This window comes from Limnomicrobium aquaticum (assembly GCF_040545545.1).
In the GTDB taxonomy this organism is placed as follows: Bacteria; Pseudomonadota; Alphaproteobacteria; order Rhizobiales; family Rhizobiaceae; genus Ensifer_A; species Ensifer_A aquaticum.
In genome coordinates, this window is record NZ_JBEPMB010000002.1 from 55,301 (window position 1) to 72,163 (window position 16,863).

The window sequence follows — 16,863 nt, forward strand, 5'->3', positions numbered from 1 at the left end:
TCCGGGAGAGGTGGCGTCTTGCGCTGTGCCACAATGCAACAGCGCCAGGGCGGGAACCGGGGTTGCGTTAGGTATTTCTTCAGAGGCTCGGCACTAAGTTCGAGCCTCTAGAAACCTTCGCTCGAGAGGAGATGGCAGTGATTTCCGTGACATCGATCGCTTTGGGGATGATTGCCGTCCAGCTCCGTTCCGCAGTCGCCTATGCCCTCATTTCGACCTTCATTTTCGCGGCCTTCGGCGCCGCTGTTCTCGTCTCCGCCGGTGCGGCCCATTGGTTGCTGCTGTTACAGTCCGTCCTGATGTTCAATCTCGGCATCGCGGCCGAGATTGTCGTTCTGACCCTGATCGAAACCGCGCGCCGCCGCCGGTTGGCGGACTGAAAACCGTCAATCTAGCGTGTAGAGGGCGAGTTCCCCGTAGTCCCTGATCTCATGTTCGCCGATCCCGCGCAGCGTCAGGCTTGAGCGTTTTCCTGCGGCAGGGCCGATGAGGATGCTTGTCTGGTGTCGCTTGTTGGCCTCCTGAAGGCGGGCAGCCAGGTTCACCGCCTCGCCATGCGCCGTATAGTCCAGCTTGCCGCCAAGTCCGATCTCTCCCAGAATTGCCGGGCCGGTTTCGATCCCGATGCGCGTTCGGCCAAAGCTCACGGCTGCAAATGCCGGACGCTGGCGCATCTCTTCGGTCAGCAATCTGATCTCTCCAGCGCAACTGATCGCAATATCGACATGGCCCTCCAGATCTTCGGGCGCATTGAACAGCGCATGAACCGCGTCGCCGACGACCTTGTCGATCATGCCGCCACGCTTTTCGATCAGCGCATTCACTTCGGAAAAATAGGTGTCGAGGAGCCCCACAAGCATTTTCGGGTCTATGCGGCGCGCGAGCGACGAGAAGCCCTCGATATCGGTGAAGAGTGCGGTGACCTCCCGCGCCTCGCCCGCCATGCGCGCGGTTTCCGGCGCATCGAGATATCGGTCGACGACCGATTTTGGCAGGTACTGCCCGAAACGCGCGCGTGCGCGCCGCTCGGCCTGCCGGACACGGGAATATTGTGAACTCGTCACCACGGTAAGGATCGCGGCCGTCGCAAGCGACGCTGTCATGCCGTCGAGAAGGAGGCCGCTGGCCGCGTAAACAGCCAGCGTCAGCGCAAAAGTCAGGCCGGTCATCGCAAGTCCCGAGGCCGCCAGACCGGATGGGCGGAGGCGGGCTGCTGCGAGCGATAGAAGCAGCCCGCAGAAGAGGACATAGAGCGCTTCGTATCTGACCGCTGAAGATACGCGCTGCGGCAGACTGCCGGCCAGCAGGCCATTTGCGAGGTCGGCATGAATTTGAACGCTCGGTTCCAGCGGCATGGAGGCCGTGGCGCGCAATCCTCCAAAGCTGGGCAGGCTGCTGCCGACAAAGACTATTCGTCCCGCAAGCCGCTCCCCGGCCACCTTGCCGGAAAGCACGTCCGCTGCCGAGATGGTGCGGGACGCCTGCGCCTGCGCTCCGGATGCCACAAAGCGGAGATTTCCGCCGTCCGAAAGGTCGAAACGGCCGGTGCCGACCCGCAGCCCCGGCGACGTCCCTTCCAGAACCGGCGGCGCTGCCTTCAGCACGCCAAGTTGCACGGCGGCGAGGCTGAGCGCCGGATAGGCACCGCCGGCGATGATGGAATAGGGCTGTACGCGCCGGACGCGGGCATCCCCGTCACCGATCAGAAACGTGCCGGCTGACACCTTGGCCGCGGCCAGGAAGGACGGGCAGGCTGCCTCCACCCCGTCGATGAACCAGCCGGAAGGCAAGGATGCCTTGCGCGCGGCCACCAGCGGCAGGGATGGACCTGCGCCAATGCCCGGCCGGTCGGAGACCAGAAACCCGAGCGCGGTGGGGACTGCCGCGAGGGCCAGTCCAAGCTCTTCATTGACCGAATTTGCCGTATCGCAATCGGCGCTGAACACGAGATCAAAGGCCAGCGCGGCGGGTGCCGCTGCCGCAATCGCGCTCGTGAGCCGGGCGGTCTCGGCGCGGCTCCAGGGACGGCCGTTGAGTGCCGCAAGCGCTGCACGGTCGATATCGACAACCACGATCCGGTCGTCATGCTGCTGCGGCAGAACCTGTGTCAGCGCGTCGAAATAGAATTCGCGTGCTCCCTCCAGCGCCGTCTGCGGGAGGAAAAATACCGAAAGCGCCAAGGCAGCGGTCGTCCACACCCCGAACTGGATCGGCTTCAGCGCTTGTCCTGTCCAGAAGCCCCGCAAGCCGGTTCAGTCCTCGTCCGGTTCGGCGATCGCGAGAAGCCGTTCCGTATGGCAATCGATGACGGCGCCCTTTCGGCGGATCGCGCCGCGTTCTTCCAGGCTGACGATGGCGCGGTTGATCTTCGGGCGGCTGGCACCGAGAATGCCCGCAATATCCGTCTGGCTGAGTGCCAGCTGCAGACTTGCACTGTCCGGCAGGTCTTCACCATGGATCTGTCGCAGCGTCGCCAGCAGGAAGCGCGCCACCCGTGATTCCAGATCGTAAAGCGCAATCGTCTCGAGCTGATCGGTGGTCTCGCGCAGCCGCCGTGTGAGATAGCGGATCACTGCGCGCGCCGCCTCCGGATGCGCGTCGAGCAGCCCCAAAAAATCGCGCTTGGAGATGATGTAGCCTTCGCTGGCGATGGCTGCGGTCGCATCGGCCGATCGGGGTTCGCCATCCAGCAGAGCCATCTCGCCAAGGATCGTGCCGGGCTCGACATGGCGCAGCACGAGCTCCTTGCCCTGCTGCGTCACCAGCGAAATCCGGATGCGGCCCGAGGCCAGCGCGATCATGAAGCCGCCCTCGTCGCCACGCTGGAAGATCGATCCGCCGGCAGGCCACGTTCGCGACAGTGCCACGTCACCCACAAGCCCGATCAGGCTGTCGCTGAAATCCTCGAAGATCGGAAACGAGCGCCAGAATGCAGCGCGTTTCGGTGCCCCAGCCATGTCCCTGCCACCGGATGATTTTCCCCGCAACGACTTTGGCCGAGGGGCGGCTGGCATGCAACAGAAAAGACGTCGCAAGCCGCGGTCACCCGCGCGGTCCAGCCGCCCCGAGAGTGGCCTTGCATTCCTGCTTGCGGGAAGACTTGCAAATCTCGTCCACAAGGCTGCGAGCCTTCACAGGAGCTAGCCCGCCCGCCGCAAGACTGCGCGTCTTGATGACCGGAAGCTGGGACGACGTCTCCGGTCCCGGTTGCGGAACAAAGGCAATCACCACCGCGGCGAAAGTTGAAACGAAAAAGAGGGAGAATCTGGTCATGGGACCTCCGAAAGCGGCGCTCGTTGTGTCTCCACCATCGCCTTTTTGTCCTCGGCAGGCAGTTACCCAGGAAACGGGCTGCCTCTGGCCGCGTCCCTGATGGATTTCGCGAGGTAAGCTTAACAAATCGCTTACCGCTTCGGCTTAGTGTTCAGCCTGACGACAAATGCCTCTCTGTGGATATCCCAATGAATATTGATGGCCTGCTCTCGCGTTTCAGGATCCAGACCAAGATTTTTCTCATGGTCACGCCCTTTGTTCTCAGCATCCTGCTGGTGGGTGTCGTGAGCCTCTATTCCAACCAGATCCTGCGCGGACGCATCGAGATTTCGAATGTCGTCCTGCAGTCGATGAACGGCTACAAGCAGGTCTTCGCCAGCATCAGCGGCTTTCTGCGGGAACCTGTGAAGGCGAATTTCGACAAGGCGGCGGCCGATGTGGCGCAGCAGAAGGCCCGGCTCTCCGACGTGGTCGCAACGCTGAAGGCGCAGACGGATGTGTCCCTGCTCGATCAGGCGCTGACCCAGACGGACAAAATCGCCGAGAACAACGACAAGCTCTGGAAGCTGGAGCAGCAGCGGACCGGGGTTCTCGCGGACATCTCGAAATATTTCCAGGCGATGAGTGATGTTCAGAATGCGGCGTCCAAGGCCGTCTTCAAACTGGTTGCAGACGCCACCCGGTCACAGAATGCGCAAAAGGCGGTCCTGAAGGCGAGCGTCGATGTCGATGCGCAGGCCAAGAAGATTTCACTCCTGCTGACAAAGCTGAATGTGGCCCAGGACATACCGACCCGTGTCTCTCTCATTGACGCGCTTGGCGCCGATCCGGAGATGAGCGGACTGGCGGCTCTGCTGCCGTCCGAGCAGAAGGAAGTCGCCGGCAAGGTCAACACGGCGCTGAAGAAGCTCAAGGAAGACAATGAAGCAGGCGCCGGCGACGTCAGCCCGGCTGCAACCGACCTTCTCCTGCTTTCCAGCAAGATCACCAAGATCGCCGGCGACATGATGCACAGCGCAGTCATCGATTTGACGAGTACCGACAAATCGAGCGCGCTTGCCAATACGATGAACCGCAAGATCGCCGCGCTGACGGCCACGCGCAGCAATATCGATATCGGCATCGCAAAGCTGACCGCAGCGCCCACCAAGGAGCAGCTGGCCGCAACGCAATCGGATATCTATCTCTTCGGCAAGACGCTGGACGACATCGCGGCCACGGCCACCGATGACGCATCTTTCAAGGCGATGGATGAGGGGTTGAAGCCGACACTCGCCAAGTTCTCTGACAGCGCCCAGGCACTTCTCGATATTTTCAACCGCAAGAACACGGAGTTTGCAGCCGCAGCTGCCCAGATCGACCAGACCTGGAGCCAGCTCTCGGAATTTGCCGACCAGCAGAAGGACGCGGCCAAGGAAGAAAGCACGTCAGCCAGCAGTATTTCGATCGGCGTGGTCGTTGCCGGCATCATCGTTGCCATCCTCGCCGGCATCGGTCTGATCCTGATCTTCCGCCATCCGATCGCGCAGATCACATCGGCCATGCGCCGCCTTGCGGAAGGTGTGCTCGATACGGCGATCCAGGGCGACAAGCGCCGCGACGAAATCGGCGACATGGCCCGCGCTCTGGGCATCTTCAAGGAGAATGCGCTGGAAAAGCTCCGGGTCGAAAGCCTCAGCGAAGAGCAGCGCGTTGCAGCGGATGCCGAACGCCGGCGCAATGATGCGGAAAGGCAGGCAAGCCAGGAGCAGATCGACTTCGCCGTGCGCCAGCTCGCCCAGTCGCTGCGCCAGCTTTCCGATGGTGATCTCACCTGCGCCATCTCCACGCCCTTCAGCGGCGGACTCGACCAGTTGCGCCAGGATTTCAACGGCTCTCTGGAGCGGCTGAACGAAACGCTCGCGCAGATCCGTCAGGATGCCTACAGCATCCAGGCCAATGGCAACGCAATGCGCTCTTCGGCGGACGAACTGTCCCGCCGCACGGAATCCCAGGCCGCCTCGCTTGAACAGACGGCCGCCGCCGTGGACCAGATCACCGTCACGGTTCGCCAGACCGCGGGCCGGGCAGGGGAAGCCAACGCCATCGTCAGCGAGACTCGCAAGAATGCCGAAGCCTCTTCCGGGATTGTTGCTGATGCCGTCGATTCGATGACCCGGATCGAGGACGCCTCGCGCAAGATCGAGCAGATCATCGACGTGATTGAGGACATTGCCTTCCAGACCAACCTTCTGGCGCTCAATGCCGGCATTGAAGCTGCGCGTGCAGGTGAAGCCGGCAAGGGCTTTGCGGTCGTGGCGCAGGAAGTGCGTGAGCTTGCGCAGCGCTCGGCCGGTGCGGCGAACGAGATCAAGAGCCTGATCGATACGGCAACACGCGAAGTTTCGACCGGGGTCCATCATGTCCAGCGGACGGGAGAGGCGCTTGGCGATATCTCTGGCCGCATCGCTCAGCTTTACGAGCACGTTCAGATGATCGCTCAGGCCGCACAGGATCAGTCTGCCGGACTGCAGGAAGTCAACACGGCCGTCAACCAGATGGATCAGATGACCCAGGCCAACGCCGCGATGGTGGAAGAGGCCAATGCCATGTCGCAGCAGCTTGCGCATGAAGGCGACCACCTGATGCAGCTCGTCAGCCAATTCCGCCTCAATCAGGAGGAGCGCAGCGCCTACGCCGCGTGATGGCTGATGTCATCGTTCAAACGCAAAATGCCCGGGTCAGTTCACATCGCCCGGGCATTTCTGTTTGTTGCAATCGCTGTGTCATCAACGCGTCAGGGGTAGATAACGCCCTTGCGCAGAATGATATTGCCGTAGAGGCGCGGCTCGCTGGTCTGGACGACGGTGTGAGCGGCGCGCACACGGTTGTAGAAATCGGCAGGCGCCAGCGGCACGACCTTTTGTTTCGGTTCGTGGCGGGCGCAGCAGGCGACCATTTCCTCATGGACCGGATCGAGTGCATTCATGTCGCCGCGCGGGATCGCCCGGAAAATGGCTTCCGGCACGAAATCATCCACCGGCATGACGGAAAGAATGGCATTGAGCACCGGAATGACGCCGTGGCCGTCGGTGCGCACCAGCCGGCGCGCATGCTCCAGCCCCGGATAGTTGCCGTCAACGATGGCGATTTCGTCCGTATGGCCCATCGCGCGCAGCGTGAACAGCAATTCGGGACTCAGGATGGGATCAATCCCCTTCAGCACTGGATAACTCCTTGAACAAGACAGTCTGGTCGGTGAGGTAGCGGGCAAAGAGCGGCAGGCTGGCAGCACCGATGGCGCGCGCCTGGTCGCCAACCTTGCCCTCGATGATGTCGGGAACGATGATCCCCTGCAGGTCGTAACGCTCCAGTGCGATGCGCGTGGCCGCCACAAGACGCGTGCGCACCCAGTCCGGAAATCCGCCATCAATAATGGCGGCGGGGAAATCGATGATGGATGCTGCCGCGATGATGGCCTGCGCAAGCGCCTCCGCGCTCATCGAAATCCAGCGCTCCAGCGGTTCGCCCCAATCGGTCCAGCCGGAGGAGGAATACCAAAGAGGGCGCGGGTCGATTCCCCTCTCCTTCAGCAGGCTTTCAAGCACGAAGATCGAGGCGACGTCGATGAGCTGGCGCGGCTTCCCATGTTCGTCGCGCACCGGCAGCGGACCGATCGCGCCGGCCGTTCCTGTACGACCTGTGAACACGGAAGAATTCAGCACGACGCCGCCGCCGATGAAGGTGCCGATGAAGTAATAGACGTAGTCAGGATAGGCCTTGCCATGGCCGAACATGAGCTCCGCACCGCAGGCGCTGGTCGCATCATTCTGCAGGTAGACCGGATATTGCGTGAGTTCCTGAATTTCCGCGCGTAGGTCGAAGTCGCGCCAGGCATCCATCTCGCCCCGTGGCGCGCCGACATTGTCGGCCCAGTTCCAGAGTTCGAACGGGGTCGCGACCCCAATGCCTGCCAGCCGCGAAAGCTGCAGCGGTGTCAACGAGGCTTCGAGTGCCGCAACGCTTTCCTTGACGAAAGCCAGGATTTCCTGGGGCATCGGATAGGCATAGATGCGCCGGAGCTTTGCGCGGACGCCGCCCACGAAATCCATCAGCACCATATCGGCGCTGCGGCGGCCGATCTTGAGCCCGAAGGCGAACACTCCCTCGGCATTGAGCGACATCGGCACGGAGGGCTGACCGACCTTGCCACGCACGGGTTCGCCCTTAATGAGGAGACCGTCCTTTTCCAGCGCACGCATGATGACGGACACGGTCTGCGCCGAGAGGCCCGACGCACGCGCGATATCGGCCTTGGACAAGGCCTCGTGACTTCGCACGAGTGACAAGACAAGCCTTTCGTTATAGGCTCTTACCCGCACCTGATTTGCACCCCCGGAAGGGATGACAATCCGCGCGGCTTCGCCTTCACCCGGTTCTGGTGCTCGCTGGTTCGACATGCCGATGCCTCCTCCCGTTGGCAAAATCAGCTTCCCCTAACGTGCCAGATGTTTTTTAATAATTCAATTCGATTTATTTATTGACAAGTGCTTTTTTTAGCGTTTTGATAGCGACCATCCCGCCCATGGATCGGCCAGGCCTCCTGCGGGACCACTTTATGGCTGGGAGGCCATCAAACTGCCGCAAGGCAACTTTGTTCTCGGGAGGAACAATATGAAAAAGCTCAACATTTCTGCTGCCGTCGGTGCGCTTGCGCTCGGCGTTGCCTTCAGCGCTCCGGCCATGGCCGCCGGTACGTCCGCCTGCCTTATCACCAAGACCGACACGAACCCCTTCTTCGTCAAGATGAAGGAAGGCGCGACGGCCAAGGCCAAGGAACTCGGCGTCAATCTCAAGACCTATGCCGGCAAGATCGACGGCGACAGCGAAAGCCAGGTTGCAGCCATCGAATCCTGCATCGCCGACGGCGCCAAGGGTATCCTGATCACCGCTTCCGACACCAAGGCCATCGTTCCTTCGGTCAAGAAGGCACGCGACGCCGGCCTTCTGGTCATCGCTCTCGACACGCCTCTTGAGCCGCTTGACGCTGCCGACATGACCTTCGCGACCGACAACCTGCAGGCTGGCAAGCTGATTGGTCAGTGGGCCAAGGCAACGCTCGGCGACAAGGTCAAGACCGCCAAGGTCGGCTTCCTAGACCTGACGCCGTCGCAGCCCTCTGTTGACGTTCTGCGCGACCAGGGCTTCATGATCGGCTTCGGCATCGACCCGAAGGACCCGAACAAGATCGGCGACGAAGACGACAAGCGCATCGTCGGCCACGACGTCACCAATGGTAACGAAGAAGGCGGCCGCACGGCCATGGAAAACCTTCTCCAGAAGGATCCGGACATCAACGTGATCCACACGATCAACGAGCCGGCTGCTGTTGGCGCCTACCAGGCCCTCAAGGCTGTCGGTAAGGAAAAGGACGTTCTGATCGTGTCGGTTGACGGCGGTTGCCCGGGCGTCAAGGCTGTCCAGGACGGCCAGATCGGCGCGACCTCGCAGCAGTACCCGCTCCTGATGGCCTCCAAGGGCATCGAAGCCATTGCAGCGTTTGCCAAGGACGGCACCAAGCCGAAGGCAACCGACGGTAAGAACTTTTTCGACACCGGCGTGAACCTCGTCACCGACAAGGCTGCGAAGGACGTTCCTTCGATCAGCGTCAAGGATGGTCTGGCGAAGTGCTGGGGCTGATGCCCGGCCTTTGACGGCAAGCGCATAGGAATGAGGGAAAGGGCGGTTCCGGCCGCCCTTTTCTATAAAGCGATCCCGTAACCAGCGCTTCGGCGGCCTTGGTTTCGGAGTTGCGGTAAAAACAGATCAAGCAATTCCGCAAGAAGTGTGTCACGCTGACCTTCCCGGAATTGCTGATGAGAAGAGGACGCGCACTTCGTCCTGCCAGGCAAGGTGCGCATTCCCATAACAAGCGAAGACAGCTCCGGACAAAAAAGAAGGGGAGGATAATTCGCCATGGCAGCGATGCAGGAATTCGAAAAAGTCATCGAGCAGAGCGACAAGAATGTCGCGAGCTTCAAACAGCATACACCCATCCAGCGCCTGCAGCATTTCCTGCATTCGACGCCGGCTGCGGTTCCGGCCATCGTTCTGGTGGCTGCCATCGTCATCTTCGGTGTGCTGAAGGGCGAACGCTTCTTCTCCACCTACACGATGACGCTCATCCTCCAGCAGATCGCCATTGTCGGCATTCTCGGTGCGGGGCAGACGCTCGTCGTTCTGGTCGCCGGCATCGATCTGTCGATCGGCGTGGTCATGGTGATCTCGACGGTGATCATGGGCAATTGCGCCGTGGTCTACGGATTGCCGACGCCGATTGCGATTGGTGCGGGCTTTGCGGTCGGGGCTGTTGCAGGTCTGCTGAACGGCTTCCTGGTCGCCTATATGCGATTGCCGCCTTTCATCGTGACGCTCGGCACCTGGTACATCGTCATGGCGACGAACTTCATCTATTCGAATAACGCCACGATCCGCGACGCCGATATCACGGCCAATGCGGAGTTCCTGCACTTCTTCGGCAAGAGCTTCTCGCTCGGCGGCGCGGTATTCACCTTCGGCGTCGTCATGATGGTGGTTCTCGTGCTTGTCCTCTGGATCGCGCTGAACCACACCGCCTGGGGCCGCCACCTTTATGCGGTCGGCGACGACAAGGATGCGGCTGAACTGTCCGGTATCCGGACCAAACGCGTCCTGATGTCGACCTACATGCTGGCCGGCATCATCGCAGCACTCGCCGCCTGGGTGTCGATCGGCCGCAACGGCTCGATCTCGCCCTCGTCCGCAGTCACCGAATATAATCTGCAATCCATCACCGCAGCCGTGATCGGCGGCATCTCGCTCTTCGGCGGACGCGGCTCCATCCTCGGCACGCTCATCGGCGCCATGATCGTCGGCGTCGTCTCGATGGGTCTGAACATGATGGGTGCAGACCCGCAGTGGAAGGTCTTCCTGACCGGTGTTCTCATCATCACGGCTGTTGCCGTTGACCAGTGGATCAGAAAGGTAGCTGGCTAATGTCTCAGGAACCCATTCTCAAGGCCCGCGGTCTCGTCAAGCGCTATGGTCGCGTGACCGCTCTGGATCAGGCCGATTTCGACCTTTATCCAGGCGAAATCCTCGCCGTCATCGGCGATAACGGTGCCGGCAAGTCCTCGCTCATCAAGGCGCTCTCGGGCGCCGTGAACCCGGACGAGGGCGAAATCCATCTCGATGGACAGAAGGTGCAGTTCACCTCGCCGATGCAGGCCCGCGAGGCCGGTATCGAAACGGTGTATCAGAACCTCGCGCTCTCGCCGGCCCTGTCGATTGCCGACAACATGTTCCTCGGCCGCGAAATCCGCCGCAAGGGACCGCTCGGCGACATTTTCCGACTGCTCGACCACAAGGAAATGCAGCGCGTGGCCCGCGAAAAGCTCTCCGAGCTTGGCTTGATGACCATCCAGAACATCAACCAGGCGGTGGAAACGCTCTCGGGCGGCCAGCGTCAGGGCGTTGCCGTGGCCCGCGCCGCAGCCTTCGGCTCCAAGGTCGTCATCATGGACGAACCGACGGCCGCTCTGGGTGTGAAGGAATCGCGCCGCGTTCTCGAGCTCATCCTGGACGTCCGCTCGCGCGGCCTGCCGATCGTGCTCATCTCGCACAACATGCCGCATGTGTTCGAAGTCGCCGACCGCATCCACATCCATCGGCTGGGCAAACGGCTCACGGTGATCAATCCGAAGGAATACACAATGTCGGATGCCGTGGCTTTGATGACGGGAGCCATGGCCCCGAAGGAAGCGGCGTAATAAGCGTCAAATATCGAGAAGACTCCGTCCGGTTCGCGCCGGGCGGGGTTTCAAACTGAAGGGTCCAGCTTTTTTGGCCAGTTGCCATTGACGGCCCCGTCCCGCCGATTATCATTTGAACGATAATATCGTTTTCTGTTTCAGGTGATGCCGGCGTGAAATATGTGCCTGGCTACGATGGCGTCCGTGCAATCGCTATCATCTCCGTCGTTGTTTCCCACCTTTTCCCGAATAGCCTGCCGGGCGGGTGGGCAGGCGTTGATGTGTTCTTTGTTCTCAGCGGCTTTCTGATCACGACGATCCTGCTGGACGAAATCAAGACGACCTCCGGAATCGACATAAAGTCGTTCTATATCAAGCGAATGCTGCGCCTCCTGCCGGCATTTGCGGTCATGCTGATCGTCATGACGGCTTTCCTGCTGATCACCAAATCCGGACGCGAGCTTTACAGATTTCTGGGTTCCGTCGTGATCTCGGCAGCCTATCTGATGAACATCAACCGAGCTTTCAACCTATTTGAACAAGGATATCTCGGTCATACGTGGTCGTTAGCCATGGAGGAACAGTTTTACCTGATCTGGCCGGCGTTTCTCCTTTGGACATTCAAGCGTAAACCCGTCGCCTGGATCGGCGGACTGATTTGTCTCGTGACAGCCCTGCGCGTGTATCTGACGATCCGTGGAGCGGACGTGGAAAGGGTCTACAACGGCTTCGACACACATTCAGACGGCCTGCTTATCGGAAGCCTTCTCGTCTTTTTCCCGAACGCCATGCGAATGCGGGAACTCGCATCCTGTTTTGTTCTGATCCCACTCGCGCTGCTCACCGGGCTCCTGGCTTTAGCCGAACAAAGAACGTTCTTCGCGCCCGTCTTCGGCTGGGCCTTGAGCGCCCTGTCGGCAGCGTGGATGATTTATGCGATCCCTAAGAACCGGATGCTCCGGGCTCTGCTCTCGCTAAAGCCGCTCGTCTATGTCGGAAAAGTCTCCTACGCCTGGTATCTTTGGCATTTTCCGGTTCTGGTGCTCTCGTCCCAGTTCCTGCCCCGGTCCCAGGCAATCCTTCTGACCCTAGCATCATTCGGGATAGCAGCGTTGAGCCACGAGTTTGTTGAGAAGCCTTTTCTCAGCCTCAAGGCGCGCTTCAAGAGAAGGCCGGGACGCGAGGCCCCGGTCTGACGATGTGCCGCTTCTATCAAGCAGCAGCCTTTATCCGGCCCGCGAAGCTATGTCACATGAACAACCGGGTGCCTAAGCATCAGCAGAAGGCCGGAGCGCCATGCTTACCCAAACACAGCACCTTCCTTGATGAACTGCCCTGTCTGCAGCTCCTCAAACGCCTTCATCAACTCCTCTCGGCTGTTCATCACGATCGGCCCATGCCAGGCAACGGGCTCCTCGATCGGCTTGCCGGAGACCAGCAGGAAGCGGATGCCCTGATCGCCCGCCTGAACGGTGACTTCATCGCCAGTGTCGAAGACGACAAGCGTGCGGTTGCCGCTCATGTCGCGAATGTTCAGCTCCTCGCCGTTGAACTCCTTCTCCACCTTCACGCCAATCGGCGTCGAGGCATCGCGGAACGTGCCCGAGCCGGCGAAGATGTAGGCGAAGGCTTTCCGATAGGTGTCGACCTTGAAGGTCTTGCGCTTGCCCGGCGGTACGGAAATGTCGAGATAGACGGGCTCGGCGGCGATGCCGTCGACAGGACCCTTTTTGCCCCAGAACTCGCCGGTGATGATGCGCGCGGCCGTCCCGTCGTCGTCAACGACAACGGGGATATCGGCCGATTTCACGTCCTGATAGCGCGGGCTCGTCATCTTCATGGAAGAGGGCAGGTTGGCCCAGAGCTGGAAGCCGTGCATCTTGCCGGCAAAATCGCCGCGCGGCATTTCCTGGTGCATGATGCCGGAACCGGCCGTCATCCACTGGACATCGCCGGCGCCGAGCGTGCCGTGATTGCCGAGGCTGTCGCCATGTTCGACGGAGCCGGCCAGAACATAGGTGATTGTCTCGATGCCGCGATGCGGATGCCACGGGAAGCCCTTGAGATACTTCGCCGGGTCATCGTTGCGGAAGTCATCCATCATCAAGAACGGGTCGGTCAGCGACGGATCGCCGAAGCCGAAGACGCGATGGAGGTGAACACCAGCTCCTTCGCGGGCGGGAACGGCAACGCTTTCATGTTTCACGGGACGTATGGACATTCATCTGATCCTTTCCCTGGCCGAAGGCTTAGCGCGCCTTGGCTCTCCAATTTCGAGGTCGTTCGAGAAAATTGAACGAGCAACTCTGTTCGTGCAGAATATGGCGAGGCAGAGCCTTTGGCAAAAGGGCAGGCCGGGAACGCAGTGTTCACAAAATTCCGTTTGGCTCACATCTAGTGTTTCGCTCGGAAACCATTTGTGACTGTATTGTTAACACAATTTTACCCATGTTTCGGGATCATAAGTGCTTCCGTCGGTCACAAGGTCCGGCGCCTTGATTTTGTGGACGTTTTTCATGTGTCGTTGGGCTGCCTATAGTGGCGAACCGATCTATCTTGAGCATATCGTTTCCTCCCAGACCCATTCGCTGATCGAGCAATCGCATCACGCGACCGAGGCGAAGACCTCGACCAATGGCGACGGCTTCGGCATCGCCTGGTATGGCGACCGTCCCGAGCCCGGCCTCTTCCGCGATATCCTGCCCGCCTGGTCCGACTGCAATCTCAAGTCGCTTGCCCGGCAGATCCGCTCCGGCCTGTTTCTCGCCCATGTGCGGGCGGCCACCGGCGGCGGCACACGGCGCGACAATTGCCATCCCTTCGTCCATGGCCGATGGTCCTTCATGCATAACGGCCAGGTCTCGGGCTTCGAGCGCCTGCGCCGCCCGCTGGAAGCGCTCTTGTGCGACCGGCTATATTCCGCGCGCGTTGGCACGACCGATTCCGAACTGCTCTTCCTGCTGGCGCTGCATTTCGGCCTGGACCGTGACCCGGTCGCCGCCATCGAGACCATGCTGAAGCACGTCGAGACTGAGGCCGACCGGCTTGGCTTCGAGACCGTCATCCGGTTCACCGCAGCTTTTTCCGATGGCGCGCGCCTCTATGCCGTGCGCTACGCGTCTGACCGCAAGGCCCCGACGCTCTATTCTGCCCCGCTCGGGCGCGGGCATTGCCTCGTCTCCGAACCTCTCAACGACGACCGCGACGCTTGGGTAGCAATCCCGGACGGCAGTGTCGTACTCATTGAAGGTCACGAGATTGCCGTTCAGCCTTTCGGCGGCTGGGCAATCGAGCGCCGGGTGCCGGAGCTTCAGCTGGTCGCGAAGTAAGTCGCGATCTTTTCAGCCAGCTTCTCGGCGACGTCGCCCTTCGGCATATCCGGCCAGACATCGACGCCGTCGCGGCTGATCACGCGCACGGAATTGCGCTCGCCGCCCATGATGCCCGTCTCGGCGCTGACGTCATTGGCGACGATCATGTCCGCGCCCTTGGTTTCCAGCTTCTTGCGGGCGTTTTCGATCACGCTTTGCGTTTCGGCCGCAAAGCCGCAGACGAGCTTCGGCCGCATGGCGTGATGGCCGACGGTCTTCAGGATATCCGGGTTTTCGACGAGATGCAGCGGGGCGGGCGCTTCGCCCGGCTGCTTCTTGATCTTCTCGCCGGCCGATGAGGCAACGCGCCAGTCGGCAACAGCGGCGACCATGACGGCGATATCGGCGGGGAGTGCTGCCAGAACCGCATCGCGCATCTCCTCGGCGCGCTCGACATGAATGGTGCGAACGCCGAGCGGATCGGGAATGGTCACAGGGCCGGAAACCAGCGTCACCTCCGCGCCGAGTGCGGCCAGCGCTGCGGCAATGGCGTGGCCCTGCTTGCCGGAAGACCGATTGGCAATGTAGCGCACGGGGTCGATCGGCTCATGCGTCGGGCCGGAGGTGACGATCGCCTTGCGGCCGAGCAGCGGCTTGGGATTGCCGTCGAGCAGCAGCGTCGCGGCCTGCAGGATCTGCGTCGGCTCGCTCATGCGGCCAAGCCCGGCCTCGCCGCTTTCGGCCATTTCGCCGCGCTCCGGACCGATGAAATGGATGCCATCGGCCTTCAGGGTCGCGACATTACGCTGCGTCGCCTTCGCCGACCACATTTTAGGGTTCATCGCGGGGGCGACCAAAACCGGCTTGTCGGTCGCGAGCAGCACGGTTGAGGCAAGATCGTCCGCCAGCCCGTTCGCCATCTTCGCCATCAGGTCGGCGGTCGCGGGGGCGATGACAATCAGGTCGCAATCGCGCGCCAGTCTTATGTGGCCGACATCCTGCTCGTCCTCGCGCGAGAAGAGCTCGGTGTAGACATGAGAGGCCGAGAGGGCACCGACAGCGAGCGGCGTCACGAATTCCTGCGCCCCCGCCGTCATGATCGGCCGCACACTGGCACCCTGCTCGCGGAAGCGGCGGATCAGGTCGAGGCTCTTGTAGGCCGCGATGCCGCCCGAAACGATCAGCAAAATCCGCTTGTTCTTCAAAATCATGGGCCGCTCCCCGACGCTTGCGGGGGGCAAACTATCGCGCTATCCCGCAAATGAAAAGGGATTGGCCGGTGTGAGAAGCGCCACGGTTGCGAAGTGGGTCTTTCCCGCTAACATCTCGCAGACATTGCAGGCGGAAAGGTCATCCCATGACAGGCGGCATCATCATCAAGCGCGCAGCGGCTTCCGATTGGATGGCGTTCAAGCAGATTCGCCTGGAGGCTCTGAAAACGGAAGGGGAAAACTTCGGCAGCGCTTATGAAGAAGAGATCAACCTTACCGAAGAGGGATGGCGCCATCGACTGGAAATCCCAGTTTTCCTGGCCTTTCGCGGCGAAGAGCCGGTCGGGGTCGTCGGACTCCTGCGGGAGCGGGGCGTCAAGGTGAATCACCGGGCGCTGGTGATCATGGTCTATCTGCGCAAGGACGTGCGGGGCACGGGCCTCGCCAAGAGGCTGCTCGATACAGTTGTCGAACAGGCATCGCAAGACGGCGTTCGCCAACTGGAGCTGCATGTGAGAGCCGAAAACGCCGCCGCGATCCGCCTTTACGAGCGCGAAGGCTTTGTCGAGATCGGCCGGATTCCTGCAGCTACGATCTTCGATGGCCGCGAGGTTGATGAATTCCTCATGTGCCGCCGCCTTTAGGGCGCGCCTAGCGCGCCTGCGTCATCAGGATCTTGACTGCGAAGGCTGAGAAGACGCCGCCGAACGTGTAATCGATGGCGCGCAGCACGCGCTTGTTGGCTTGCAGCCAACCGGCGAGCCTGTGCGCACCGAGAATAATCGCGACGGCGAAAGGCAGAGCCAGAACGATGAAGAATAAGCCGAGGAAAATCAGCTTTCCGGTCACATGCGGATCTGACGCCTTCACGAACTGCGGCAGGAAGGTGAAGAAGAAGATGATCACCTTCGGATTCAGGATATTGACCCAGAAGCCGTTGAGCGCCGCATGCCAAAGCGAGCCGCGCACCTGCGGCGCGCCGGCCTGATCGAGCTTGAAGGTCGACCCCTTGAAGATCGCCTGAACGGCGAGCCACAGCAGATAGCAAGCGCCGCTCAGCTTTAGGACGAGAAAGGCGATCGGTGAGGCCACGATCAACGCGGACACGCCGAAGGCAACCAGCAGCGTGTGCACGCAGATGCCGACATTGGTGCCGGCCAGCACGGCGAACGCGGCGAGCGGCCCCTCGCGCAGGGCGCGGCTGATCTGAAGGGTCATGTCCGGCCCAGGGGTGATGGTCAACAGCAACGATGCGAGCGCAAAGGTGGCAAGCGTGGCGAAATCGGGGATGAAGGTCAT

General features: G+C 61.2%; 16 protein-coding genes. 8 read left to right on the top strand and 8 right to left on the bottom strand.

What is annotated here, in order from left to right:
- Window positions 1-137: 137 nt before the first annotated feature.
- On the top strand, window positions 138-380 hold the full coding sequence (locus tag ABID16_RS08840; RefSeq protein ID WP_354555985.1) for a hypothetical protein: 243 nt from the start codon (window positions 138-140) through the stop codon (window positions 378-380).
- Between the two features lie 6 nt (window positions 381-386).
- On the opposite strand, the gene ABID16_RS08845 is transcribed toward ABID16_RS08840, so the two are convergent.
- The 3 genes from ABID16_RS08845 to ABID16_RS08855 all read right to left on the bottom strand — a co-directional run bounded on the left by ABID16_RS08845 (window position 387) and on the right by ABID16_RS08855 (window position 3,273).
- Window positions 387-2,246: a CHASE2 domain-containing protein gene (locus ABID16_RS08845; RefSeq protein WP_354555986.1), complete on the bottom strand. Its 1,860-nt coding sequence runs from the start codon at window positions 2,244-2,246 to the stop codon at window positions 387-389.
- Between the two features lie 6 nt (window positions 2,247-2,252).
- Window positions 2,253-2,957: a Crp/Fnr family transcriptional regulator gene (locus tag ABID16_RS08850; protein ID WP_354555987.1), complete on the bottom strand. Its 705-nt coding sequence runs from the start codon at window positions 2,955-2,957 to the stop codon at window positions 2,253-2,255.
- An 85-nt stretch (window positions 2,958-3,042) separates the two neighbouring features.
- Window positions 3,043-3,273 (bottom strand): hypothetical protein, encoded by a 231-nt coding sequence (locus ABID16_RS08855; protein ID WP_354555988.1) that lies wholly within the window; start codon window positions 3,271-3,273, stop codon window positions 3,043-3,045.
- Window positions 3,274-3,461: 188 nt separating this feature from the next.
- On the opposite strand from ABID16_RS08855, the gene ABID16_RS08860 reads away from it, so the two are divergent.
- Window positions 3,462-5,957, top strand: coding sequence for a methyl-accepting chemotaxis protein (locus ABID16_RS08860; protein ID WP_354555989.1), 2,496 nt, complete (start codon window positions 3,462-3,464; stop codon window positions 5,955-5,957).
- Window positions 5,958-6,049: 92 nt separating this feature from the next.
- Here ABID16_RS08860 and ABID16_RS08865 read toward each other — a convergent pair whose 3' ends face one another.
- Entirely contained in the window at window positions 6,050-6,478 is a 429-nt protein-coding gene (locus ABID16_RS08865; protein WP_354555990.1) for an RbsD/FucU family protein, read from the bottom strand.
- Window positions 6,462-7,712, bottom strand: coding sequence for an ROK family transcriptional regulator (locus ABID16_RS08870; protein WP_354555991.1), 1,251 nt, complete (start codon window positions 7,710-7,712; stop codon window positions 6,462-6,464). The genes ABID16_RS08865 and ABID16_RS08870 overlap by 17 nt, the downstream gene beginning before the upstream one ends.
- Window positions 7,713-7,926: 214 nt before the next feature.
- On the opposite strand from ABID16_RS08870, the gene ABID16_RS08875 reads away from it, so the two are divergent.
- The 4 genes from ABID16_RS08875 to ABID16_RS08890 all read left to right on the top strand — a co-directional run bounded on the left by ABID16_RS08875 (window position 7,927) and on the right by ABID16_RS08890 (window position 12,238).
- Window positions 7,927-8,952, top strand: a complete 1,026-nt coding sequence (locus ABID16_RS08875; RefSeq protein ID WP_354555992.1) for a sugar ABC transporter substrate-binding protein — start codon at window positions 7,927-7,929, stop codon at window positions 8,950-8,952.
- A gap of 276 nt (window positions 8,953-9,228) precedes the next feature.
- On the top strand, window positions 9,229-10,287 hold the full coding sequence (locus ABID16_RS08880; protein WP_354555993.1) for an ABC transporter permease: 1,059 nt from the start codon (window positions 9,229-9,231) through the stop codon (window positions 10,285-10,287).
- Window positions 10,287-11,060: an ATP-binding cassette domain-containing protein gene (locus ABID16_RS08885; protein WP_354555994.1), complete on the top strand. Its 774-nt coding sequence runs from the start codon at window positions 10,287-10,289 to the stop codon at window positions 11,058-11,060. The genes ABID16_RS08880 and ABID16_RS08885 overlap by 1 nt, the downstream gene beginning before the upstream one ends.
- A gap of 155 nt (window positions 11,061-11,215) precedes the next feature.
- The gene (locus ABID16_RS08890) at window positions 11,216-12,238 is read left to right on the top strand and encodes an acyltransferase family protein (protein WP_354555995.1); all 1,023 of its coding nucleotides are present in this window, start codon (window positions 11,216-11,218) and stop codon (window positions 12,236-12,238) included.
- A gap of 104 nt (window positions 12,239-12,342) precedes the next feature.
- Here ABID16_RS08890 and ABID16_RS08895 read toward each other — a convergent pair whose 3' ends face one another.
- Window positions 12,343-13,263, bottom strand: coding sequence for a pirin family protein (locus ABID16_RS08895; protein WP_354555996.1), 921 nt, complete (start codon window positions 13,261-13,263; stop codon window positions 12,343-12,345).
- 295 nt (window positions 13,264-13,558) lie between these two features.
- On the opposite strand from ABID16_RS08895, the gene ABID16_RS08900 reads away from it, so the two are divergent.
- Window positions 13,559-14,371 (top strand): class II glutamine amidotransferase, encoded by an 813-nt coding sequence (locus ABID16_RS08900; protein ID WP_354555997.1) that lies wholly within the window; start codon window positions 13,559-13,561, stop codon window positions 14,369-14,371.
- Here the strand turns inward: ABID16_RS08900 and coaBC are convergent.
- Window positions 14,353-15,564, bottom strand: coding sequence for a bifunctional phosphopantothenoylcysteine decarboxylase/phosphopantothenate--cysteine ligase CoaBC (coaBC, locus tag ABID16_RS08905; protein WP_354555998.1), 1,212 nt, complete (start codon window positions 15,562-15,564; stop codon window positions 14,353-14,355). The two genes, ABID16_RS08900 and coaBC, sit on opposite strands and share 19 nt — an antisense overlap.
- A 146-nt stretch (window positions 15,565-15,710) precedes the next feature.
- Between coaBC and ABID16_RS08910 the strand changes: the two genes are divergently transcribed.
- The gene (locus ABID16_RS08910) at window positions 15,711-16,208 is read left to right on the top strand and encodes a GNAT family N-acetyltransferase (RefSeq protein ID WP_354555999.1); all 498 of its coding nucleotides are present in this window, start codon (window positions 15,711-15,713) and stop codon (window positions 16,206-16,208) included.
- 7 nt (window positions 16,209-16,215) lie between these two features.
- Here the strand turns inward: ABID16_RS08910 and ABID16_RS08915 are convergent, their stop codons facing one another.
- Window positions 16,216-16,863, bottom strand: coding sequence for a LysE family translocator (locus ABID16_RS08915; protein ID WP_354556000.1), 648 nt, complete (start codon window positions 16,861-16,863; stop codon window positions 16,216-16,218).